General features: G+C 35.7%; 22 protein-coding genes and 1 other annotated feature (1 of these 23 only partly in view). Of the genes, 2 read left to right on the top strand and 20 right to left on the bottom strand.

Annotated features, from left to right (window positions below; genetic code table 11):
- Positions 1-86 (bottom strand) — a binding site (T-box leader); it reaches 142 nt to the left of the window's first position.
- Between the two features lie 53 nt (positions 87-139).
- From dtd to ACTWQB_RS02530, 7 genes are all read right to left on the bottom strand, one after another.
- Positions 140-583, bottom strand: a complete 444-nt coding sequence (dtd, locus tag ACTWQB_RS02560; protein WP_443137615.1) for a D-aminoacyl-tRNA deacylase — start codon at positions 581-583, stop codon at positions 140-142.
- A 14-nt stretch (positions 584-597) separates the two neighbouring features.
- The gene (locus tag ACTWQB_RS02555) at positions 598-2,790 is read right to left on the bottom strand and encodes a RelA/SpoT family protein (protein ID WP_443137614.1); all 2,193 of its coding nucleotides are present in this window, start codon (positions 2,788-2,790) and stop codon (positions 598-600) included.
- 149 nt (positions 2,791-2,939) lie between these two features.
- A complete protein-coding gene (locus tag ACTWQB_RS02550; protein WP_443137613.1) occupies positions 2,940-3,452 on the bottom strand; it encodes an adenine phosphoribosyltransferase in 513 nt (170 codons plus the stop codon).
- The gene (gene recJ / locus ACTWQB_RS02545) at positions 3,442-5,754 is read right to left on the bottom strand and encodes a single-stranded-DNA-specific exonuclease RecJ (RefSeq protein ID WP_443137612.1); all 2,313 of its coding nucleotides are present in this window, start codon (positions 5,752-5,754) and stop codon (positions 3,442-3,444) included. Before recJ ends, ACTWQB_RS02550 begins: the two co-directional genes overlap by 11 nt.
- Before the next feature lie 64 nt (positions 5,755-5,818).
- Positions 5,819-6,157 (bottom strand): LapA family protein, encoded by a 339-nt coding sequence (locus ACTWQB_RS02540; protein WP_443137611.1) that lies wholly within the window; start codon positions 6,155-6,157, stop codon positions 5,819-5,821.
- A gap of 156 nt (positions 6,158-6,313) precedes the next feature.
- Entirely contained in the window at positions 6,314-8,593 is a 2,280-nt protein-coding gene (gene secD, locus ACTWQB_RS02535) for a protein translocase subunit SecD (protein WP_443137610.1), read from the bottom strand.
- Between the two features lie 34 nt (positions 8,594-8,627).
- Entirely contained in the window at positions 8,628-8,912 is a 285-nt protein-coding gene (locus ACTWQB_RS02530) for a post-transcriptional regulator (RefSeq protein ID WP_443137674.1), read from the bottom strand.
- 118 nt (positions 8,913-9,030) lie between these two features.
- On the opposite strand from ACTWQB_RS02530, the gene spoVB reads away from it, so the two are divergent.
- Positions 9,031-10,575, top strand: a complete 1,545-nt coding sequence (spoVB, locus tag ACTWQB_RS02525) for a stage V sporulation protein B (RefSeq protein WP_443137609.1) — start codon at positions 9,031-9,033, stop codon at positions 10,573-10,575.
- On the opposite strand, the gene ACTWQB_RS02520 is transcribed toward spoVB, so the two are convergent.
- Both ACTWQB_RS02520 and ACTWQB_RS02515 read right to left on the bottom strand, forming a co-directional pair.
- The gene (locus ACTWQB_RS02520; protein ID WP_443137608.1) at positions 10,572-11,213 is read right to left on the bottom strand and encodes a DUF421 domain-containing protein; all 642 of its coding nucleotides are present in this window, start codon (positions 11,211-11,213) and stop codon (positions 10,572-10,574) included. The two genes, spoVB and ACTWQB_RS02520, sit on opposite strands and share 4 nt — an antisense overlap.
- Positions 11,214-11,275: 62 nt before the next feature.
- Positions 11,276-12,559, bottom strand: coding sequence for an ArsB/NhaD family transporter (locus ACTWQB_RS02515; RefSeq protein ID WP_443137607.1), 1,284 nt, complete (start codon positions 12,557-12,559; stop codon positions 11,276-11,278).
- Between the two features lie 120 nt (positions 12,560-12,679).
- Here ACTWQB_RS02515 and ACTWQB_RS02510 point away from each other — a divergent pair, with 120 nt between their 5' ends.
- Positions 12,680-13,048, top strand: a complete 369-nt coding sequence (locus ACTWQB_RS02510) for a TIGR04086 family membrane protein (RefSeq protein WP_443137606.1) — start codon at positions 12,680-12,682, stop codon at positions 13,046-13,048.
- Between the two features lie 177 nt (positions 13,049-13,225).
- Here ACTWQB_RS02510 and yajC read toward each other — a convergent pair whose 3' ends face one another.
- From yajC to ACTWQB_RS02455, 11 genes are all read right to left on the bottom strand, one after another.
- Entirely contained in the window at positions 13,226-13,489 is a 264-nt protein-coding gene (gene yajC, locus ACTWQB_RS02505; protein ID WP_443137605.1) for a preprotein translocase subunit YajC, read from the bottom strand.
- 15 nt (positions 13,490-13,504) lie between these two features.
- Positions 13,505-14,644 (bottom strand): tRNA guanosine(34) transglycosylase Tgt, encoded by a 1,140-nt coding sequence (gene tgt, locus ACTWQB_RS02500; protein WP_443137604.1) that lies wholly within the window; start codon positions 14,642-14,644, stop codon positions 13,505-13,507.
- Positions 14,645-14,663: 19 nt separating this feature from the next.
- The gene (gene queA / locus ACTWQB_RS02495; RefSeq protein ID WP_443137603.1) at positions 14,664-15,692 is read right to left on the bottom strand and encodes a tRNA preQ1(34) S-adenosylmethionine ribosyltransferase-isomerase QueA; all 1,029 of its coding nucleotides are present in this window, start codon (positions 15,690-15,692) and stop codon (positions 14,664-14,666) included.
- Positions 15,693-15,708: 16 nt separating this feature from the next.
- A complete protein-coding gene (locus tag ACTWQB_RS02490; RefSeq protein ID WP_443137602.1) occupies positions 15,709-15,906 on the bottom strand; it encodes a DUF2905 family protein in 198 nt (65 codons plus the stop codon).
- Positions 15,907-16,905 carry a Holliday junction branch migration DNA helicase RuvB gene (gene ruvB, locus ACTWQB_RS02485; RefSeq protein WP_443137601.1) on the bottom strand — a complete coding sequence of 333 codons (999 nt, stop codon included), beginning with the start codon at positions 16,903-16,905 and terminating at the stop codon, positions 15,907-15,909.
- A 14-nt stretch (positions 16,906-16,919) separates the two neighbouring features.
- Positions 16,920-17,525: a Holliday junction branch migration protein RuvA gene (ruvA, locus tag ACTWQB_RS02480; RefSeq protein ID WP_443137600.1), complete on the bottom strand. Its 606-nt coding sequence runs from the start codon at positions 17,523-17,525 to the stop codon at positions 16,920-16,922.
- A 107-nt stretch (positions 17,526-17,632) separates the two neighbouring features.
- Positions 17,633-18,352 (bottom strand): YebC/PmpR family DNA-binding transcriptional regulator, encoded by a 720-nt coding sequence (locus ACTWQB_RS02475; RefSeq protein ID WP_443137599.1) that lies wholly within the window; start codon positions 18,350-18,352, stop codon positions 17,633-17,635.
- Between the two features lie 23 nt (positions 18,353-18,375).
- Positions 18,376-19,134 carry a (S)-benzoin forming benzil reductase gene (locus tag ACTWQB_RS02470; RefSeq protein ID WP_443137598.1) on the bottom strand — a complete coding sequence of 253 codons (759 nt, stop codon included), beginning with the start codon at positions 19,132-19,134 and terminating at the stop codon, positions 18,376-18,378.
- A 51-nt stretch (positions 19,135-19,185) separates the two neighbouring features.
- Positions 19,186-19,692 (bottom strand): YhcN/YlaJ family sporulation lipoprotein, encoded by a 507-nt coding sequence (locus ACTWQB_RS02465; RefSeq protein ID WP_443137597.1) that lies wholly within the window; start codon positions 19,690-19,692, stop codon positions 19,186-19,188.
- A 51-nt stretch (positions 19,693-19,743) separates the two neighbouring features.
- Positions 19,744-20,502, bottom strand: a complete 759-nt coding sequence (gene nadE, locus ACTWQB_RS02460) for an NAD(+) synthase (protein ID WP_443137596.1) — start codon at positions 20,500-20,502, stop codon at positions 19,744-19,746.
- Between the two features lie 72 nt (positions 20,503-20,574).
- Positions 20,575-21,141: a LysM peptidoglycan-binding domain-containing protein gene (locus ACTWQB_RS02455; protein WP_443137595.1), complete on the bottom strand. Its 567-nt coding sequence runs from the start codon at positions 21,139-21,141 to the stop codon at positions 20,575-20,577.
- Positions 21,142-21,282: the final 141 nt, after the last annotated feature.

The following is a 21,282-nucleotide window of genomic DNA, read 5'->3' as shown; positions in this document are numbered from 1 at the left end:
GTTAACGAATAGGTTTATTCTCAGCCTATTGATAAACCCTCTCTGTAAAGTTTAGCCTTTACTACTTTTTCCTTCATTGGCTTTCACTATTTAAATGTTTTACTTATCATAAGACGCATTTATCATTCTGTCAAGATATTTATTCCTTTGAATCCAAAATTAATGTAACAGGACCATCATTCATTATTGAAACTTGCATGTATTCCTGGAACACACCCGTTTCAACCTCTAATCCCTGTTCACGAATAAGTTCGTTAAATTGCACATACATATCACTTGCGAAATCAGGTTTAGCAGCTTGCATGAAGTTAGGGCGTCGTCCCTTACGGCAATCTCCGTATAAGGTAAACTGTGAAACGGATAAAACTTTTCCTCCAATATCTTTTACAGATAAGTTCATTTTGCCTTGTTCGTCTTCAAATATTCTTAAATTAGATACTTTATCAGCCATAAACTTTAAATCTTTCTCTGTATCTTCATGCGTGACGCCCAAAAGAACCACTAATCCATTATCGATTTGTCCAGTTGTTGTTCCATTTACCGTAACTGAACCTTCAGTTACACGTTGAATAACGGCTCTCATTGTTATCTGACCCCTTAATGTATCTGTCTTTGTACGGTAAATACATCTTTGATTTGTTTAATTCGTTCAACAATTTTCTTAAGATGTTCTACATTATGAATTAATATGGTTAGGTGAATGGTTGCCATCTTATTTCGATCTGATTTGCCATTCACAGCCGTAATACTTGTGTTGGTTTCATTTACTGCTTGTAAAATTTCATTTAATAAACCACTTCTGTCAAAACCTGAAATTTCCAAGTCAACACTATAACTTTTTTGATTATTATGCTGATCCCATTCTACTTCAATAAATCTTGATTCATCTTCATTTACAATATTCGGGCAATCTGCACGGTGAACTGAAACGCCTCGCCCTCTAGTAATAAAACCCACAATCTGGTCACCCGGAACAGGGTTACAACATCTTGATAATCTAATAAGTAAATTATCGATACCTTTAACAAAAACACCAGAACCAGAAGAGCGTCTACGTCTGTTTTCAACCTCTTGCTGAACTTCTTTAATTGTATTTTCAAGGTCTGTTGCTTTTTCTTGTTTACGAAGTTTTTCTGTAATTCGGTTTGCCACTTGTTGTGCTGTTACACCTTGATACCCAACCGCCGCATATAAATCTTCTTCATTATTAAAGTTAAATCGGTCTAAGGCTAATTGAATATTTTCTTCAATTAGCACTTCTTTTGGTTGGAAGCCTAAATTACGAATTTCAGTTTCAACAGCTTCTTTACCCTTTTGAACATTTTCTTCTCGTCGTTGCTTTTTGAAAAATTGTTTTATTTTATTTTTAGCTTGTGATGTTTGTGTTACCTTTAACCAATCTTCTGACGGGCCATATGAATGCTTAGACGTTAACATTTCTATAATGTCACCCGTCTTAAGTTTATAATCAAGTGGTTCCATCTTGCCGTTAACTTTTGCACCAATGGTTTTATTGCCAACTTCAGTATGAATTCGATAAGCAAAATCTAACGGAACCGAACCTCTTGGCAACTCAATAACATCACCGTTTGGAGTGAAAACATAGACCATATCAGATAGGAAATCTACCTTTAATGATTCCATAAATTCTTCTGCATCATTTGTTTCATTTTGCCATTCTAGAATTTCTCTAAACCAAGCAAGTTGACGTGACATATCTTCTTGCTTGTCTGCACTTGTACTACCTTCTTTATAAGCCCAATGAGCAGCAATCCCGTATTCAGCGATTTCATGCATATCATGCGTTCTAATTTGAACTTCTAGTGGCTCACCCTTTGGCCCAATCACGGTAGTATGCAGTGATTGATATAAGTTTGGCTTCGGCATCGCAATATAATCTTTAAAGCGACCTGGCATAGGCTTCCAGCATGTATGAATGATTCCTAATACGGCATAACAATCCTTAATACTTTTTACAATCACTCGAACAGCTAATAAATCGTAAATCTCATTAAAGTTTTTCTTTTGGTGTACCATCTTCTTGTAAATACTGTATATATGCTTCGGGCGACCAGAGATTTCAGCTGTAATATTAACATCACCAAGTTGTGAGTTAATCTCATCTATTACTTGTTCAATGTATTGTTCACGCTCTTCTCTCTTCTGTCGCATTAAATGAACGATACGATAATATTGCTGAGGGTTTAAATAACGTAAAGAAGTATCTTCTAATTCCCATTTGATTGTTGAAATACCTAAGCGATGAGCTAAGGGTGCAAAAATTTCTAATGTCTCATTGGCAATACGTCTTTGCTTTTCTTCAGGTAAATGAGATAAAGTGCGCATGTTATGTAAACGGTCTGCTAATTTAATTAAAATGACACGAATGTCCTTGGCCATCGCCACAAACATTTTTCGATGATTTTCAGCTTGTTGCGCTTGTTTAGATTTGTATTTAATTTTTCCCAATTTGGTTACGCCATCTACTAAAAGAGCAACCTCTTCACTAAACTCATCTTTTAGATTTTCAAAAGTTACGTCTGTATCTTCAAGCACATCATGTAAAAAGCCACTTGCAATCGTAGCAGGATCCATTTCAAGCTCTATTAAAATACTAGCAACTTGTATTGGGTGAATAATATAAGCTTCACCAGATTTACGTACTTGTCCCTTATGAGCTTCATCAGCATATTGATATGCACGACGAAGCATAGCCGTATGTTCTTCATTTAAATAGCGGCTTGCATCTTGTAGTACTTCTTCAATTGTTTTAGTTGGATGTTTTGCCATACAATCACCTAGTCGCCCCTAAAATTCTCGTCCAGAAATATAAAGGTTTTGTTTTATTATTAATAATTTATCGAAAATTGTAAAGTCAAAAAACAGATAAAGTATATAATACCGGCTGGCTCTATTGATGAGACCAGCCGGTATATGCATTAGTACTGCATTAACGTTAGAAGATCGTAATCTTTAAGTTTATCTCTGCCATTTAGATAAGTTAGCTCAATCAAGAAAGCACAACCTGCAACCTCTCCACCTAATTGTTCAACTAAATCAATGGATGCTTCTACCGTTCCACCTGTAGCTAATAAATCATCAACAATTAGAACTCTTTGTCCAGGTTTAATCGCGTCTTTATGGATTGTTAAGACATTCTCACCATATTCTAAACCATAATCTACTTTTATAACCTCGCGTGGCAATTTACCTTCTTTACGCACTGGAGCAAACCCAATTTCTAAAGCATATGATACTGGGCACCCTACAATAAAACCACGAGCCTCAGGACCTACAACGATATCAACGTCACGATTTCGGGCATACTCGACGATTTCGTCTACTGCTGATTTAAAAGCTTTTCCGTTATCCATCAAAGTTGTTATATCTTTAAATTTAATTCCTTCTTTTGGCCAATCCTCTACAATTGTAATGTACTCTTTATAATCCATGTACAACTTCTCCTTCCTTCGACTGAGGCTGCATATTCTCCATAAACCAACGTTTAAGCTCATCGTATGTAGAATAAAATAACGTTTTTTCAACCTCAATCTTCTGCAACTGTTCATTATAAGTTTTTGAATTTGTTAACGGTTGTTGTTCAACATTTGAATTTAATTGAATATCACCATTCTTCATTGTAACAAAATTTAATTCAAAAAACACTTGAAGCATGAATTCTAATTGTTTTATATGCCAACCTTTAGCTTGAGCTAATTGTGACTTTTGACGTTCACTTATTATTTTGTGTTGGGTAAGGGTTTTATATAATGACTTAAAATGCTCCCTACTTGGTCTTGATGTAAAAAATTGATCGTCTTCGTTCTGAAAACACGCATAAACATTTTTGAATAACTTTATCTTCAGTATTTCCTCAAGGTCTTCAAGTGTGTTAGGTAGATCAACAAATACGATTTTTGAATAGTCTTGAATGTATTCTGAAAGATTATTTTTAACTTTAGTATAATCCAACACCTTCAAATCGATATGACTTATATCCCCTTTGAAGCTAATCGCAATTGCGTCTTTTGGAAGATTTAAATATTCTAGTTTCTTACCTCTATAATCGAAAACTTGTGTTTCAAGACATCGAATATCTTTTAGTTTCAATTGTAGCTTTTGCTGCCCATTCCATTCATTAATTTCGATTTCACCCACAACATCGATTAAACTCCCTGGTGATAGATAATCTGCTACATCACCAATTTGGAACCCTACCATATCAATTTTCTCTGCCCCATTTAAAGCACTTATTTTAACATGGTTCTTTTTAGCCCCTATCTTTCTAGCTTCAATTAATGTTAACCCATTTAACTGAAAATATGGCTTTTCATTTCCCATTCCGTAAGGGGCTAAATGAGTCAACTGTCTAGGGAAATTAAAGTCAATTTCGTCCCAAGAGATTTCATCTTCAACCTCTAAAACGGGTTGAAAATCCTCTTCAGTTAAAAGTTCTTTAGCTTGTTCATTTAGAGCTTGCCTCAATTCATCAATTTGATCGACTGCAACGGTCATTCCTGCCGCTTGTGCATGTCCTCCAAATTGTAAAAACAAATGGCGAAGTTTCATACCATTATTAAATATATCATAAGCAGGTATACTTCTCGCACTACCTTTTGCTTCACCTTTTTCTGGATCAATTCCAAGTACAATAGTTGGACGATGGTATTGATTTACAATTCTCGATGCGACAATTCCTAATACTCCAGGATTCCAACCTTCTCTTGCAATTAATATGACTTTATCGTTCGCAAATTTGCTCTCAATCTCATCAACAGCTTCCTCAACTAAATTCGAGACAATCTTTTGACGTTTTTTATTCAGTTCATCAATTTCTTGAGCCATATCTGCCGCAATGAAATCATCATCTTCAAGCAATAAATCAACAGCTAATGTGGCATCTTGTAATCTTCCAACTGCGTTTAAACGCGGGCCAATAATAAAACCAATTGATTCTTCAGTTACTTGATCATCTATTTTACCAATAGTCTTCAATGCTTTTAGCCCTGCGTCATTGGTATTTTTAAGTACTTCAAGCCCTTTGCGTACGATGATTCTATTCTCATCCTTAAGTGGTACAAGATCCGCAACAGTTCCAATAGCAGCTAATGCTAGTAATTCTTCAGGTAATTCACCTAATAACGCATGTGCTAATTTGAATGCCACACCAACACCTGCTAAATAATCAAATGGATATGACTCTGACAAACGCGGATGAATAATCGCAAGTGCTTCAGGAATTTCGTCTTGTTCTTCGTGGTGATCAGTTATGATTAAATCGACACCTAGCTGCTTTGCTAGTCTTGCTTCATTTGGAGCAGCAATTCCGGTATCAACTGTTATAATTAAGTCAATTCCTGCTTTATGGGCTTCCATGAATGCATCTTCATTCGGCCCATAACCTTCAGTGAATCGATTTGGAATATAGTAATGAACGTTTGCACCTAATTGTCGTAAGGTCTTGACTAAAACCGTCGTTGACGTTACTCCATCGGCATCATAATCTCCAAATATTAATATATCTTCATTATGTTCAATAGCTTTTCTAATTCTCTGAACAGCTATTTCCATATCTGTAAACAAAAAAGGATCATGCAAATCATCAAGACTCGCATGCAAAAACTGATTTGCTTTTTCTGTTGTATTAATACCTCTTTTAACAAGCATTCGCTTGATTACATTCGAAAATGGTAATTCTATCTCTGGTATATTCTCAACCTTATGTAATACCCATTTCATTTTACTCTCTAGCATAAGTACACCCCTAACGAGATTCATTATACTAGAGCTCATCAGGGGTATCAATGACGTTTATTATTTATTCATTTTTTTCTTGTTCATCTACCTCAAACTTCTCCTTGTTTACTTCAGTTTTATTTTGTACCGCTTCTTCTTTAGTTAGACTAGCTTGTTCATACTCACTCTTTTCATTTTTCAACGCTTTCACTTCACGTTGTAACTGATAAATTTTTGAGAAACTAAATCCAACAATTAGAAGTGCTCCCATTAATACAGATAATAATATAACTAAAATTAGTGGAGCATTGGTTGTCATAAATAAAAAGTCTACTTCTACTGTTTCAACGTTTATAATAGCAAAAACAGCAATAATAAGAGCGAAAACTAATGACATTACAATCCATGATTGTTGTTTCATGAATCATCATCTCCTTTATAAAACTTGTATAGTTATTATATCGACTAAATATGAGTATTACGAATATAACAACTGTATTTTATTAAATATTTATACAGATAAACAAAAAACTGCTTCTAGTTATCAACAACTATAGAAGCAGTTTCTCATTAGTGTTTAGACTTGTGGTCCTTCTGGCTTTTTCTTCTTCCTATAATCAACAGGTTTATCTTCAATATTCTTACCTCTCCATACTAACCATAACTGTGCAGCTAGGAATAATGAAGAGTAAGTACCAGCAATTAACCCAACAATTAATGCGAACGAGAAGTACGTAATGGCTTGTGCGCCAAATATAAATAACATTAATGCAGCAAACACAACCGTAATAACTGTGTTAAAGCTTCTAGCTAATGTCTGCATTAAACTCTTATTGACGACGCTAGCTAATTGTTTAAACGTTTTAACTCGTTTCTCTAAGCGTAGGTTCTCCCTAATCCGATCAAATGTAACAATTGTATCGTTAATCGAATAACCCACTATGGTGAGTATAGCAGCAATGATCACGACACTAAATTCGAATTGGAAAATACTAAATAACGCTAAGATGAAGAACGCATCATGAAGCAATGCTATGATGGCCGTCACGGCAAAGAACATTTCAAATCTAAACGCCACATAAATAATAATTCCAATTGAAGCGTATAATACTGCTTTAACAGCGTTCATTGCTAACTCTTTACCTACTTTAGGTGTAACGGTACTTATATTAGGTTCATTACCATATAACTCTACAAAATGAGAATTGATTTCTGCAATTTCTTCTTTTTCTAAAACATCTAACCTTACAGTTCCAATTTCTTGATTATCACCAGCTAGAACGACCTGTTTTGGTTCAAAACCTAAATCATTGAACTGCTCTTCTATTTGTTCTGTCGTTAGCGGTTGATCAGCTAATACTTCTACACGTGAACCACTAACAAAGTCAACACCTAAGTTTAATCCTCTAAATAGTAAGAAGCCTGCACCAATTACGACCAATGTAATTGAAATGATAAAGAACTTCTTACGATGTTGCACAAAATCAAACGACTTTCCAAATAAATGTGATTTAACCTCTTCACCTTTGGAAATATCAAGAATTTCGTTCGGTTTAACACCAAACCACTTTGGACGTTTATTTAAGAATTTACTCTTAACCCATAGACCTAGTAGAAGACGAGTTAAGAATACAGCTGTAATAAAGCTTAATATGATACTTATGATTAACATTGTTGCGAACCCTTTAACTGAACTAGTACCAAAGATAAACAAGACAATGGCAGCCAATAATGTTGTTACGTTCGCATCCAAAATAGTAGCTAATGAGCGTTTATTACCTGCATTAAAAGCCGCAAGTGTTGATTTACCAGCTTTTAGTTCCTCTTTTAGCCGTTCATAAGTAATAATGTTCGCATCGACCGCCATACCAACACCTAGTACGAGTGCTGCAATACCCGGTAAAGTTAGGACACCATTAATCATGTTAAAGACTAATAAAATTAAGAAGATATATACTGTTAACGTAATAGATGCAATTACTCCTGGGAATCGATAATACGCAATCATATATAGGAAAATGAGTAAAACACCTATAATACTAGCAAAAACTGTTTTATTTAAAGCTTGCTCACCAAACTGAGCCCCAACTGAAACTGAATAAATTTCATTTAAATCAGCTGGTAGTGAACCTGCATTTAATAGGTCTGCTAATTGTTTGGCTTCCTCAATGGATTCCATTCCATCAATCATAATGTCTGATCCTGCTATAGGTTTACCATCTTTAAATCCTGGAGCAGTTAATATTTTTCCTTGATCAGATTTATTGATTTCTTCGTCAAATGTATCGCCTTCTTCGTAGTCCATCCACACAACCATCCGGCCATCAGGTCCATATTTTTCAAGAATACTAGAAGAAGCATCGTACAAATTCTCATATTCATTGTTTTCAAACGTACTGTTCAATTGAAACGTAACAACAGGCATATTCGTATCCGGATGAAAATCCTGTTGTGCACTACCTGGTACAATTTGTGAACCATCAAAGTATAATTCATTGTTAACATCTCTAAAGGAAAGTTTCGCCGTTGTCGCAAGTATTTCCCTTGCCTGGTCTGGGTTATCAACACCCGCAAGCTGGACCCTTATCCGGTCATTCCCTTCAATATTAATTCTTGGCTCATTTACCCCTAGGATATCAACACGTTGATAAAGGGATTGCACAACCGCATCAAGCATTCGGTCAGTAACTTCTTGTCCCTCTTGTTGTGGCTCCACTTCATATAACAGTTCAAAACCACCCTGAAGATCTAAACCTAGTGGTATATCTTTAGCGATTGTATTGGTTGTAGAACCAATAATGCCACCTAGTATGATGACAATTAGAAAAAAGGCTGTTATTCTGCCCTTTCTACCCATACGTATGTCCCCCTAACCTTCCTGGTCAATAATTTTATTTATCTGCTTTATTTAATGCTTCAATTTGTGCCATTAAATCACTAGCTTGTTGACTTTCAACCGTTAAATAACTCATATAGACACTACCGTTCAAATGTAATATATCTTGTACTACCTGGAACAATGGTAATTCACGTTCCTTTTTCCATACTTTCTTCTTTAAACATTCCCATACTTCGTACTTATTAACTCCGTTATAACCTAATAATTCTAGTTCACTTACTTTACTTTCTAACACTTCGCTTATGTATGGTTTCCATACGTCTACATGCTGCACCATTGGTTCCAAGTGAAAATCCCCCTTCACAAACTGAAAGTCAGTGTCATGACTTGTACATCTTTCAGCATATACATTATTGTACCGAATTTTCATCTTTTTGAGAAGGTAGGCATTTAAAATGTCAAAACAAACATTTATTAAAGGTGCTCTAATATTAATTGTTGCTGGTATGATTAGCCGTTTATTAGGCTTCATAAACCGTATTGTGCTCGCCAGATTATTAGGTGATGAAGGTGTTGGGGTGTACATGCTTGCACTTCCAGCCCTATTTTTAATGATCACATTGTCACAAATTGGAATACCAGTTGCTGTTTCTAAATTAGTTGCAGAAGCAACGATTCATAATGACCAAAACAGAGTAAGACGTATTCTGTTCTTATCATTCTCAATCACAATTAGTCTTAGTGTTATTCTGACAATCCTATTTATTCTAGCTGCACCAATTGTATCAAAACATTTATTACTGGATGAACGAACTTATATTCCAATGATAATGATTAGCCCAATTATTCCAATTATAGCAGTTTCTTCTGTGTTAAGAGGTTATTTCCAAGGTATGCAAAACATGAAACCACAAGCAATGGCTCAAGTCATAGAACAAGTCATTAGAATTGGACTAGTCTTCTTGTTTATTCAAATCATGTTGCCATACGGGGTTAGCTATGCAGCAGGTGGTGCCATGTTCGCAGTTGTCTTAGGTGAACTTGCTTCATTAGGATTCATGTATTACTGCTTCAAAACAGATAAGCAGAGACCTGTCTCCATATTTGTCAAAAAACATCTAGACCGATTAAGACACACATTTAATGAAATTATGACGATTGCACTACCAACAGCTGGTACTCGATTAATTGGTTCCGTCACTTATTTCTTGGAACCGATTTTTGTCTCACAAAGCTTAGTGATTGCTGGTTACACTGTTGCACAAAGTACAGCCGCATATGGCCAGTTAACGGGTTATGTGTTACCCCTATTATTATTACCAACATTTATAACACATTCTTTATCGGTTGCACTCATCCCATCTGTCAGTGAGTTCAACGCGCTTAATCACCAGAATTCAGTACATTATCGAATCAGACAAGCACTCAGACTATCTTACGCCTCAGGCGGTGTGGTAACAATTGTGTTTATGTTATTCGCTTATCCAATACTAGACTTACTCTATGATAACGTTAAAGGCACACAGTTTCTCACGTTCATGGCACCTTTTTTCTTACTGTTATATTTTCAAGCGCCACTTCAAGCTGCTTTACAAGCTTTAAATTATGCAAAGCAAGCCATGATCAATAGTCTTATTGGTTCGATTGTTAAGCTTTCCACTTTATGGTTGCTCGCAACAAAACCTTCATTTGGTATTGAAGGGGTTGTCATTTCAATAATTGTTGGCATCCTGGTTGTCACTTTATTACATTTCATCACTTTGTATAAGACCATATATTTCAAGATGCCTTTCACCTTAATTGTAAGAATGGTTGGGTTATTAATAATTATTTACATCATAGGTGAAAAACTTCAAGACCTATGGACAACTGAAACAAACGTCATTCCATTAATTGCAGCAATTGCAATATTATTTATCGTTTACTTCATTGGATTAATTGTCTTACAAATCGTTTCCAAAGAAGAATGGGATCAACTAAAAAAGCGTAGTAAACGCTAATCTTTAAAATCAAGAAATAGTTTATCCTTAGGTCCTATTTGGGCTAATGAAATATGTTTAATATCATGTATTCCTTTTTCTTTTAACATTTGAAAGAATTGTTCTTCTGTTAGATTGAATTCCTCTAATGCAATATCTTGCAACTCACCGTCAATGATAATTGGCTCAATAGCTGACGGTGGGTTGTCTTTTTTTTCAAACACAGAAAGCTTGCCACTCGTCTCAAGAATGGCAAGCTCCACTTTCTCTATATCAATAATTCCATTTTCCCTTAATTGAACTAATAAATCATCCATGTTGTATCGTTGCTTTTTCATCTCACGTTCATCTATATTCCCATTTTTAACGATAATCGATGGACGACCATCTAAGAATTCTCTAACTTTCGGGCTTTTTAACGACACATAGGCACTAATTAGTTGTGCAATTAGTAAGACTGCCATTGGTGTTAGTTGTAACAGAAATGGTTGGTCTGTATTTTCTACAGCAAAGATTGCAATTTCTGCTAAAAGAATGAATACCACCAAATCCATTACACTTAGCTCACCAATTTCTCTCTTACCCATTAGACGAAACACTATAAAAATTGCAATGTAAATACCTAGAGTCCTTAATGCAAGTGACCAGATCTCTTCCATTATGTTTGCCATCCTTTATTTATGTTACGGTTTAGTTTAACCTGGAAGGCAAAGAGTATACTTTATAAGAAATAACGAATCATGATATAAACGGTTGAAATAACTAATGATAATAACACAATAATTAGTCCATAGAACATAAATTTAATAAAATGAATTTTCTCTCCTTGAGTACTAGCAATCCCTGCAACAACAACGTTAGCTGAAGCACCTAATAATGAACCATTTCCACCAAGACAAGCACCTAAAGCAAGTGCCCACCATAACGGATCAATCGGTTGTACACCAAAAGATTCAAATTCTTCAATAACAGGAATCATTGATGCTACATACGGAATGTTGTCTACAAAACCTGATAACAATCCTGCAGACCACAAAATCACTAATGACGAAGTGAACGCGTCGCCCTCTGTCCAATCGATAAAAGTATAAGCAATCTGGTCGATTATACCTGCTTTTTCTAAACCACCGACAAGCACGAATAAACCAACAAAGAAAAATAAGGTCGTCCACTCCACTTTTTGAAACACAACTTCACTCGATTCGTCATTCTCAGAAATTAATAGCATGAGTAGCGCGGACATTATGGCAATCGTGGTTAGTTCGATATGTAGAAACCCATGTAGGGTAAAAGCAAACATCGTTAAAAGTAATATCGTAATAGACTGATATAACAAGGGCGTCCTTTTTAACGATTCTTTAGGATTTAACTGTTTAACAAACTCTAAATCAATTCCATTACCTTTAGTTAATGAGTTTTTAAACATTAAATAAAGTAAAAACATTGTAATTGAGTGAATAACAATAACAACTGGACCTAAATGAATTAGAAAATCTAGAAAATCAAAGTATGGAACTGCTTGACCAATCATAATATTTGGAGGATCTCCAATCATCGTTGCTGTTCCACCAACATTAGAACTAATAATGACATTAACTAAATAAGGAAAGGCACGCAGATTGAGTTGACGAATCATATGCAAAAGGACAGGCACAAGCAATAAAACAGTCGTTACATTATCTAATAAAGCAGAACCGACTGCTGTTAAGACTCCAATCCAAAAGAATAATGCAACTGGCTTTCCACTTACCTTTTTAATCATCCATAATGCAATAAATTCAAATATACCTGTTCTTTGAGTAATAGATATCATTACCATCATTGAAAATAGTAATGCTATAGTACTCCAATCCACATAAGAAGACAGAGCTTCATCCCAAGAAAAAACACCAAATAAGACCATTAGTGCCGCGCCAGTAGCTGCAATTAAAGCGCGATTAATCTTGTCCAACAATAAAAAAACATAACTAATCACAAAAATTGTTACAACAATCATCGCTTCCATAAACAATATCCCCTTTACGGTTTCTCCCTTACAAATAAATACGTCTTTTCTTGGTCAAACATGCATATTTTATATTAGACAAGTTGCCAAATGGGCGTATAAATTTAAGGAGGTATCGCTATGGGAGAACGAATGAAAGCGAGTTTTATTGGTGTTGTCACTGTCATCGGATTAATGTTATTAGGTAGTCTAATCATTGCTCTACTAGTTAATTTTATGGACTTTTCAAGTTCTGGTTTTCAATGGTTAAGTTTCATCATTAGTGTTCTCATTTTAATGGTTGGTGGTTTTATAGGCGGGCGTAGGACAGAAGAAAAGGGTTGGTTAACAGGATCCATCATTGGGGTTATTTATGTAATAGGTATTATTTTATATCAATTTCTGGCGCAAGATGCTTGGATGTACTCTAACCAGACATTATACTTCTTGATTTTTGTACTAGCTGCAGTTGTTGGAGGAATGTTCGGGGTTAATATTAAAAAGAGTTGATATAAGAAAAGCTCAAGCGCCCGACTAATTACGGGCGCGTCATGCGCTTACGATTACTCGGCGAAGAGCTAAGTTAAAAATTGATGCTTTCTTACCTTATAAAAATAGAGCCGCTCTTAATAGAGTCGGCTCTTTATTCTTGGCACAGTTAAATCTTTCTTTAACATCGCCTATTTATTAGCTTGACTGAACGACTTCACGCACAGCTGAACGATCGTATGTAAGTTTCGTTCCATCATGTACTTCTAATACAAGTGTACCTTCATCTAAAGCATGTACAGTACCATGAAGACCACCAATCGTTATGATACGATCTCCCTTTTGTAAGTTCGTTTGCATCTCTCTAACTTGCTTTTGACGCTTTTGTTGCGGACGAATTAAAATTAACCAAAACAATAAGATAAATAGAATTATGGGTAATAGACTTCCTAAAATCTCCATTGATGTCCCTCCTTTCTAGAAATTCTTTGCATTAGGTTTATTAAAACCATATTGATCAAAAAATTGATCGCGAAAATCGCCTAAACGATCCTCTCTTATGGCTTCCCTCACATCACTCATTAATTTTACCAAAAAGTACAGGTTATGATAAGTCGTAAGCCTTAATCCTAGCGTTTCATTTGTTTTAATTAAATGACGGATGTATGCTTTTGAGTAATTTCGACACGTATAGCAGTCACAATTTTCATCTAATGGCGTGAAATCTCTCGCATATTTAGCATTTCTAACAACTAGACGACCAGTTGACGTCATACAAGTTCCATTTCTGGCAATACGTGTTGGAAGAACACAATCAAACATGTCCACCCCGCGGATTGCACCATCAACTAATGAGTCTGGTGACCCAACTCCCATTAGATAACGAGGTTTCTCGTTTGGAAGTAGTGGTGTCGTAAACTCCAACACTCGGTTCATCACATCTTTTGGCTCACCAACTGATAACCCACCAATGGCATAACCCGGAAAATCAAGTGACAATAAATCCTGGGCACTTTGTTTTCTTAAATCTTCATACTCGCCACCCTGTACTATACCAAACAACCCTTGTTGACCCGGCTTCTGATGAGCTTCTAGGCAACGTTCTGCCCAACGGCTTGTCCTCTCAACTGATGACTTCATATAATCGCGAGTCGCTGGATACGGTGGACATTCATCAAAGGCCATCATGATATCAGAACCTAATGAATTCTGAATCTTCATAGCACCTTCTGGCGATAGAAATAGCTTCTCGCCACTTAAATGATTCCTAAAGTGAACACCTTCTTCTTCAATCTTTCTCATATCGCTTAAGCTAAATACCTGAAAGCCACCAGAATCAGTTAAAATGGATCCATCCCAGTTCATGAATTTATGCAGTCCACCCGCTTCTTCCACAATATCTTCACCAGGCCGTAGCCATAAATGATAAGTGTTCGATAATATTATATTCGCCCCTATGTCCTTCAATTCCTCCGGAGCCATTGTTTTTACTGTTGCCAATGTGCCCACAGGCATAAATACTGGAGTTTCAAAAGAACCGTGTGGGGTTGTCACACGCCCAAGACGCGCACCTGTTTGTTTACATGTTTTAATCAATTCATACTTAATAGCTGTCATAACGTTTACGTCACCTTCATTATAGGATTAACATGGCATCGCCAAAGCTGAAAAAGCGATAACGTTCATCCACAGCTTCATTGTATGCCTTTAAAATATAGTCTTGATTCGCAAAAGCACTGACCAACATAATCAACGTTGATTTTGGTAAATGGAAATTCGTGATCATAGCATCAATCGCTTTAAATTGATAAGGTGGATAGATAAAAATATCCGTCCAACCACTTGTTTCTTTAAACGTTCCATTTTCATCTCTTGCAATGGTCTCTAAGGTTCTAACAGATGTAGTACCAACCGCTACAATTTTATTATTGCTTTGTTTAACCTCATTTAATAAGTTTGCCGTATCTTGAGTCATTTGATAAAACTCCGCATGCATATCATGTTCTTCAATGTTATCAACTTGAACGGGTCTAAATGTTCCTAACCCTACATGCAATGTAATATAAGCTATATGAACACCTTTAGCTTTAATCTTATCTAATAAATCTTCAGTAAAATGCAAGCCTGCTGTAGGTGCAGCGGCCGACCCCACTTCTTCTGCATAGACAGTTTGGTAACGGTCACGATCGTCTAATTGTTCTTTTATATAAGGTGGTAATGGCATTTCGCCTAATTGATCCAGAACTTCTAAGAAAATCCCGCTATATTCAAATCGAACCGTACGACCACCGTGTTCTTTCAATCCAGTACATTCTGCTTTTAACAAACCATTGCCAAAAGTCAGTCTTGTTCCTACTTTAACTTTCTTAGCAGGTTTTACAAGAACTTCCCATTCATCACCTTTTAATTGAGTTAAGAGTAATAATTCTACTTTACCACCTGTGTCTTCTTTTTCACCAAATAATCGTGCAGGCATGACTTTGGTGTTATTTAGTACTAGGCAATCTCCAGGTTCAAAATAATCAACTATATTATAAAAGTGCCGATGATTAATTGACTCTTCTTCTCGATTTAAGACCATTAATCTTGAACTTGATCGGTTCTCTAATGGTGTTTGAGCGATTAGCTCTTCTGGTAATTCAAAATTAAAATCTTCTATATTCATGTTGAACTCACTTCCCTTATCTAAACCTACCAATTACAAAGAAAATCAAACTTAAAATAATACTGATTACGATCGATGTTACTATTGGAAAATAAACAGTCGTATTGCCTTTTTTAAATGTAATATCTCCAGGTAATTTTCCAATAAAACTCCAAGATAATCCAACGATTATTAAGACAATGCCAATAACGACTAGTATTTTTCCAAAATCCATTTATGGTTGGACCTCCCTATCAAAATGCTCATAAGCTTTAATGGTGGCAACACGACCTCTTGGCGTACGTTGAATAAAGCCTTGCTGAAGCAAGAACGGTTCATAAACATCTTCAATGGTTTGTGACTCTTCACCAATTGTTGCAGAAATGGTATCTAATCCAACTGGTCCACCTTGGAATTTATCAATAATGCCTAATAAATATTTATGATCAATATGATCTAAGCCAGCAACATCCACTTGTAACATGGATAAAGCTTCCTGTGTCGTTTCAAGGGATATCGTTTTCTCCTGCCTTACTTGTGCAATATCACGTACACGTTTTAATAAACGGTTAGCAATTCGAGGTGTTCCACGAGATCGTGAAGCAATCTCTCCTGCTGCTTCTTCATCAATACCTATTTCAAAAATTTCTGATGTTCTCTTTATAATCATGCTCAATTCTTCTATATTATAAAACTCTAATCGGCTTAATACTCCAAAACGATCACGTAATGGAGCAGATAAAAGACCAGCACGTGTCGTTGCACCGACTAATGTAAAAGGTGGTAGTTCTAATCTTACAGATCTTGCTTCAGACCCTTGACCAATTACAATGTCTAATACATAGTCCTCCATCGCTGGATAAAGAATCTCCTCTACTGAGCGAGGTAGGCGATGAATTTCATCAATAAATAATACATCACCCGCTTCTAAAGAAGATAAAATTGCTGCTAAATCTCCAGCTCTTTCAATTGCGGGTCCAGATGTTGTTCTAAATTGGACACCCATTTCATTCGAGATAATTGATGCCATTGTTGTCTTACCTAACCCCGGCGGTCCATATAATAACACATGATCTAAAGGTTCCTCACGCATTTTTGCTGCTTCTATAAAGATACTTAAATTTTGTTTAGTCTTAGACTGTCCAATATATTGACTCAGCATAGTTGGGCGTAAGCTTTGCTCAACCTCTTCATCATGCTGTTGAACTTCTCCTGACACCATGCGATCATCCATTTTATTCACCTACTTTAACGCATTAATAGCTGTAAACCTTTTTTCACTACATCATCAGTTGATGATGCTTCCAAAGTTTTTAACTTTCCAGAAACCTGATTAATTTCTTTAGTGGAATAACCTAATGCCTTTAATGCTTCTACAGCTTCCTCATAGTAAACAGAGACACTTTGGTGATAAATTTGCACATCGACCTGTTGACTTTCGGTTGCCGTCATCCACTCGGTCACTTTACCTTTTAAATCGAGAATGATCTGACGAGCAGTCTTCTTACCAACACCGGGGTATTGGGTAATGAACTTCTCATCTTCACGTTCAACTGCTAGCGCAAAATCATTTACCGTTGTTTGTCCAACAATATTCATAGCATGTTTAGGTCCAATACCAGAAACATTTAATAACTTCTTAAACAATTCTTTTTCTTCTTCTTTTTTAAATCCATATAAAAGCTGAGCATCTTCTCGTACATGCAAATATGTATATACCTTAACAGTTTGATTTAAGTATGATTGAAATAGATATGGGTTAGCATTCAATAACTCATATCCAATCCCCATCACATCTACTACTAGATACTCATCAGTTAACTCTACAAGTTCCCCTTTTATATATGCGTACATGAGTTCCTCCTATGAACAAACGTTCTACTTATTAGTTTAACATGAGTTTATAATACATAGCGAAATAAAATGTGAAAACCTCCCCAAAAGGAGAGGTTTTATACTGATTACTCCATATTATGATGAACTTCTTGTACATCATCTAAATCTTCAAGCATATCAATCATTTTATCCATTTTATTCTGCTGATCCTCATCTAGTGACGTATAAGTGTCTGGAAACATTGATAACTCAGCGACTTCTAGTGGATAAGAACTCTCAAGAGCATTCTTTACATCTTCAAAGTCTTCAACTGTCGTATAAATTTCATAAACCTCATCTTGTGGTTCGATTTCTTCACACCCAGCTTCAATTGCCTCCAACATAAACGTATCTTCATCACTTTCTACGTTTTCCTGTTTTATGACAATATACCCTTTTCGATGGAACATAAATGAAACACAGCCGTTTTCACCTAAGTTACCATCATTCTTTGAAAAAGCGTGCCTGACTTCAGATGCTGTTCTGTTTTTATTGTCGGTTAAGGCTTCAACCATAACAGCAACACCACCTGGTCCATAACCTTCATACACCATCTCTTCGTAGTTTTCTCCGTCTAGGTTGCCAGTTGCTTTATTAATGGCACGTTCAATATTATCATTAGGCATATTATTTGCCTTTGCTTTATCAACGGCTAGTCGTAGTGCAGAGTTCGTCTCTAAATCACTTCCGCCTTGTTTAGCAGCAACATAGATTTCTTTAGCTAGTTTCATGAAGATTTTCCCGCGTTTTGCATCCTTGGCATTCTTTTTATGTTTAATATTATGCCATTTTGAATGACCTGCCATGGTTTCCCACTCCCCTTAAAACATTACTTTATTAAATCATAAACACGATAAACTTTACCATTTTCAATTTCTGAAGGTTTATTAATTAATTCCATAAGAATATCTGCCACTTCTTTAGGACTACGTAGTTTCCCTTCTTCCTTGTATTGTTTAAATTTGTCCACCAATTTAAATTGTTCTTGATCTGAACTGCGAATTTCTTCTTGCATATCTGTATCCATTATACCAGGACTAAATGCAATGTGTAGATCGTTTGAATTAAGCTCATCCGCTTCTAATGCAGCTGTTTGCGTAAACATGTTAACAGCTGATTTAGTTGAACAATAAGCATTCCAACCATACATCGGTCTTTCACCAGCACCTGATGAAATATTAACGACAAATAAACGCTCAGTATTAATGTGTTTTTTCATAGTATTAACGATAAACATTAATGCTGTTAAATTAACCGAAACATGTTTAACAATATCGTGATTCTCAATTGACCCTACTGGACCTATTGGGTTTACCATTCCGGCGTTATTAACAATTAGTAATTCTTCTAAAGAATCTTTATGTAGTTTCGTTACAATCTCATGTAACACATCGTTAAGTTTTTCAAGATCACTTAAGTCACACGAATGATGGTAATAAGACTGTCTGTTCTCGTTTGCTAAATTTTTTAATTCGTTTGTCTTTCTTTTTCTTGAAATCGTAAAAAGATTATAGCCATTATCTAATAAATTTTTAGCTACCTCTTCTCCTAAACCTCTTGATGCACCAGTTACAATTGCAAATTTCATATTAAGTCCCCCATTCATTATGTATACGAAAAGGAGGGTGACCCCTTTTCGTTAATCTTTCTTACGGTCTTCTATACGATTGTGGAACTCCTCATCCACACTTACAGAAATATCTGTTCTACCAGTTATATTTTCTACTACTTCTTTTGTTTTTTCAATAGCTTCTTCTTCTTCTACTCGACTGGCTAAATAAATGGCCACGTAAATTTGGTCGTCAGTAACCGCAACACCTGCTTCCCTAATCTCACGTAAGTTCCTTAGTTCATAGTAAATCTGACGGTTTTGTTCATTACGCTCGCGAAACTTTTCATCTCTAATACGTCCATTGTTATCTGTATTACCTAAAGACTCCTCAGTTTCACGTTGTTTATAATACTCATAAGGGTTCGGATACATATTGTAACGAATTTTTTCTTCTGTTGATGGTTCCTGTTGTTGATCGAACTGAATGTCCGTTGTTTCTTCACCGTCTGATATACTTTCCTCTTGATTAGGGTTCACAAATGTACAAGCACCTAACAAAACCAAACTCATTAGCAAAGTCCATTTCTTAAACAATGAAAACACCTCCGTATCCTTAGTTTGAAATAAGAGGTGTTTCTCATTCGTTTATTCTAATGTGAAATGATGGAAATCTGGTGGTGAAGGTGGCATTGTGCGTTTGTGAGCAGTACGTTCGTGCATTTTTATAATTAAGTTTTCATCCGCCTCATTTATTTTCTCACCGCGTAAGAAAGCATCAATGGTGTCATATGACACCCCCATTTCTTCTTCATCCGTTTGACCTTCCCAAAGTCCTGCACTTGGAGCTTTGTTAATAATTTCATCTGGAACCCCAAGTTCTTTAGCTAATTCGCGCACTTCTGACTTTGTGTAATGAAGAAGAGGGACTAAATCGACTCCTCCATCACCATATTTTGTGAAGTAACCTGTATACCATTCTGCAGCATTGTCTGTACCTACAACTAAATAATTATAGTTTGTTGCTATCGTATAGAGTGTGCTCATTCTTAATCGAGCTCTTAAATTAGCATCAGCTAATTTCTCTCGTTCGTTGTCCCAGGTTTCTTTAGATTGGATTTGTTTTTTAATATTCTTAAAAAGTAATTCATGTTCATCTGATAAATCAACCGTTAAGGATTCGATGCCTGAGCCTTTGACAACTAATTGAGCATCTGATTCATCTTTTCCGTCACTTTTGCAAGGCATAATAACCCCTAACGATTGATTGGGGAATGCTTTCTTAATAAGATAAGCGACGACTGTGGAATCGATCCCGCCACTAAGTCCTACGACTAAACCATTTACATTAGCTTCGTCAACTTTCATTTGTAACCACTTAACTAACTGCTCGATATGCTTTTCCATTCTCTAATCCCCTTTGTTTACGACAATTACTGTTATATATTTTAGCACAACTATTTTAACTGGTACAAAGAATTAGTAATAATAACCGTTACAACCACAAGGATTATAAGCTCTATAGTCATATTGATTATAAGTATATCCATATGGGTTGACGTTCGTATAGCCATAAGGATCGTAGTAATTTGGGGTGTATTGACGTTGTTCTTCAAATTGATAAGGTACTACAGGTTGCATTGGATAATGATAATCATACATTTGGGTTGGGGAAGGTTCCGGTGTAACCCATCCTGTGTACCCTTCTGGTAAAAATTGTTGGATGAATTCATTATCTTGGTCATCTTCTATAGAAGTGATTAATTTATCACTTATCACAAACTCATCCTCTTTTACTCTTGGTAACATCTTAGGTTGATTAGGGTTATGTGGTAGAGCCATACGCTTATTTGACACATCTAGCTTCTCACTTATTGGATTAGCCACCTCATTTGTTTCCATTGGTACTTTAACCTTCATCTTTGGCATTAATTCATTAGAGTGGTCTAGATGTCTATTCATCCCTACTAACTCATCGACTGACAGATTATATTTTTGAGCAATTGAATTAAACGTTTCGCCTTTTTGCACGACATGAATTCTCATTGGTCATACTCCTTTCGGTTTATTATCCCAATAACAGAGTATGCAAAAGGCTTAAAATGTTGAGTCATATGCCTAAAAGTTAAATTATAAGAAGATGTAAAAATATATATAAAAGATAAAGAAAGACTTGAGTATGACCTA

The sequence above is a fragment of the Piscibacillus sp. B03 genome (assembly GCF_052246295.1).
In the GTDB taxonomy this organism is placed as follows: Bacteria; Bacillota; Bacilli; order Bacillales; family Alkalibacillaceae; genus Piscibacillus.
The sequence above is the reverse complement of the archived record's forward strand: the minus strand, read 5'-3'. Positions and strand labels throughout refer to the sequence as shown.

What these genes read in the sequence shown, in the direction of transcription:
- nadE (WP_443137596.1), bottom strand. Translation starts at nt 20,502, where the DNA reads ATGGAAAAGCATATCGAGCAGTTAGTTAAGTGGTTACAAATGAAAGTT.
- ACTWQB_RS02530 (WP_443137674.1), bottom strand. Translation starts at nt 8,912, where the DNA reads ATGGTGCAGCATGTAGACGTATGGAAACCATACATAAGCGAAGTGTTA.
- dtd (WP_443137615.1), bottom strand. Translation starts at nt 583, where the DNA reads ATGAGAGCCGTTATTCAACGTGTAACTGAAGGTTCAGTTACGGTAAAT.
- ACTWQB_RS02490 (WP_443137602.1), bottom strand. Translation starts at nt 15,906, where the DNA reads ATGGATTTTGGAAAAATACTAGTCGTTATTGGCATTGTCTTAATAATC.
- spoVB (WP_443137609.1), top strand. Translation starts at nt 9,031, where the DNA reads ATGTCAAAACAAACATTTATTAAAGGTGCTCTAATATTAATTGTTGCT.
- queA (WP_443137603.1), bottom strand. Translation starts at nt 15,692, where the DNA reads ATGAATATAGAAGATTTTAATTTTGAATTACCAGAAGAGCTAATCGCT.
- ruvA (WP_443137600.1), bottom strand. Translation starts at nt 17,525, where the DNA reads ATGTACGCATATATAAAAGGGGAACTTGTAGAGTTAACTGATGAGTAT.
- recJ (WP_443137612.1), bottom strand. Translation starts at nt 5,754, where the DNA reads ATGCTAGAGAGTAAAATGAAATGGGTATTACATAAGGTTGAGAATATA.
- tgt (WP_443137604.1), bottom strand. Translation starts at nt 14,644, where the DNA reads ATGACAGCTATTAAGTATGAATTGATTAAAACATGTAAACAAACAGGT.
- ACTWQB_RS02520 (WP_443137608.1), bottom strand. Translation starts at nt 11,213, where the DNA reads ATGGAAGAGATCTGGTCACTTGCATTAAGGACTCTAGGTATTTACATT.
- ACTWQB_RS02475 (WP_443137599.1), bottom strand. Translation starts at nt 18,352, where the DNA reads ATGGCAGGTCATTCAAAATGGCATAATATTAAACATAAAAAGAATGCC.
- yajC (WP_443137605.1), bottom strand. Translation starts at nt 13,489, where the DNA reads ATGGAGATTTTAGGAAGTCTATTACCCATAATTCTATTTATCTTATTG.
- ACTWQB_RS02550 (WP_443137613.1), bottom strand. Translation starts at nt 3,452, where the DNA reads ATGGATTATAAAGAGTACATTACAATTGTAGAGGATTGGCCAAAAGAA.
- ACTWQB_RS02540 (WP_443137611.1), bottom strand. Translation starts at nt 6,157, where the DNA reads ATGAAACAACAATCATGGATTGTAATGTCATTAGTTTTCGCTCTTATT.
- ruvB (WP_443137601.1), bottom strand. Translation starts at nt 16,905, where the DNA reads ATGGATGATCGCATGGTGTCAGGAGAAGTTCAACAGCATGATGAAGAG.
- ACTWQB_RS02510 (WP_443137606.1), top strand. Translation starts at nt 12,680, where the DNA reads ATGGGAGAACGAATGAAAGCGAGTTTTATTGGTGTTGTCACTGTCATC.
- ACTWQB_RS02470 (WP_443137598.1), bottom strand. Translation starts at nt 19,134, where the DNA reads ATGAAATTTGCAATTGTAACTGGTGCATCAAGAGGTTTAGGAGAAGAG.
- secD (WP_443137610.1), bottom strand. Translation starts at nt 8,593, where the DNA reads ATGGGTAGAAAGGGCAGAATAACAGCCTTTTTTCTAATTGTCATCATA.
- ACTWQB_RS02555 (WP_443137614.1), bottom strand. Translation starts at nt 2,790, where the DNA reads ATGGCAAAACATCCAACTAAAACAATTGAAGAAGTACTACAAGATGCA.
- ACTWQB_RS02515 (WP_443137607.1), bottom strand. Translation starts at nt 12,559, where the DNA reads ATGGAAGCGATGATTGTTGTAACAATTTTTGTGATTAGTTATGTTTTT.
- ACTWQB_RS02455 (WP_443137595.1), bottom strand. Translation starts at nt 21,141, where the DNA reads ATGAGAATTCATGTCGTGCAAAAAGGCGAAACGTTTAATTCAATTGCT.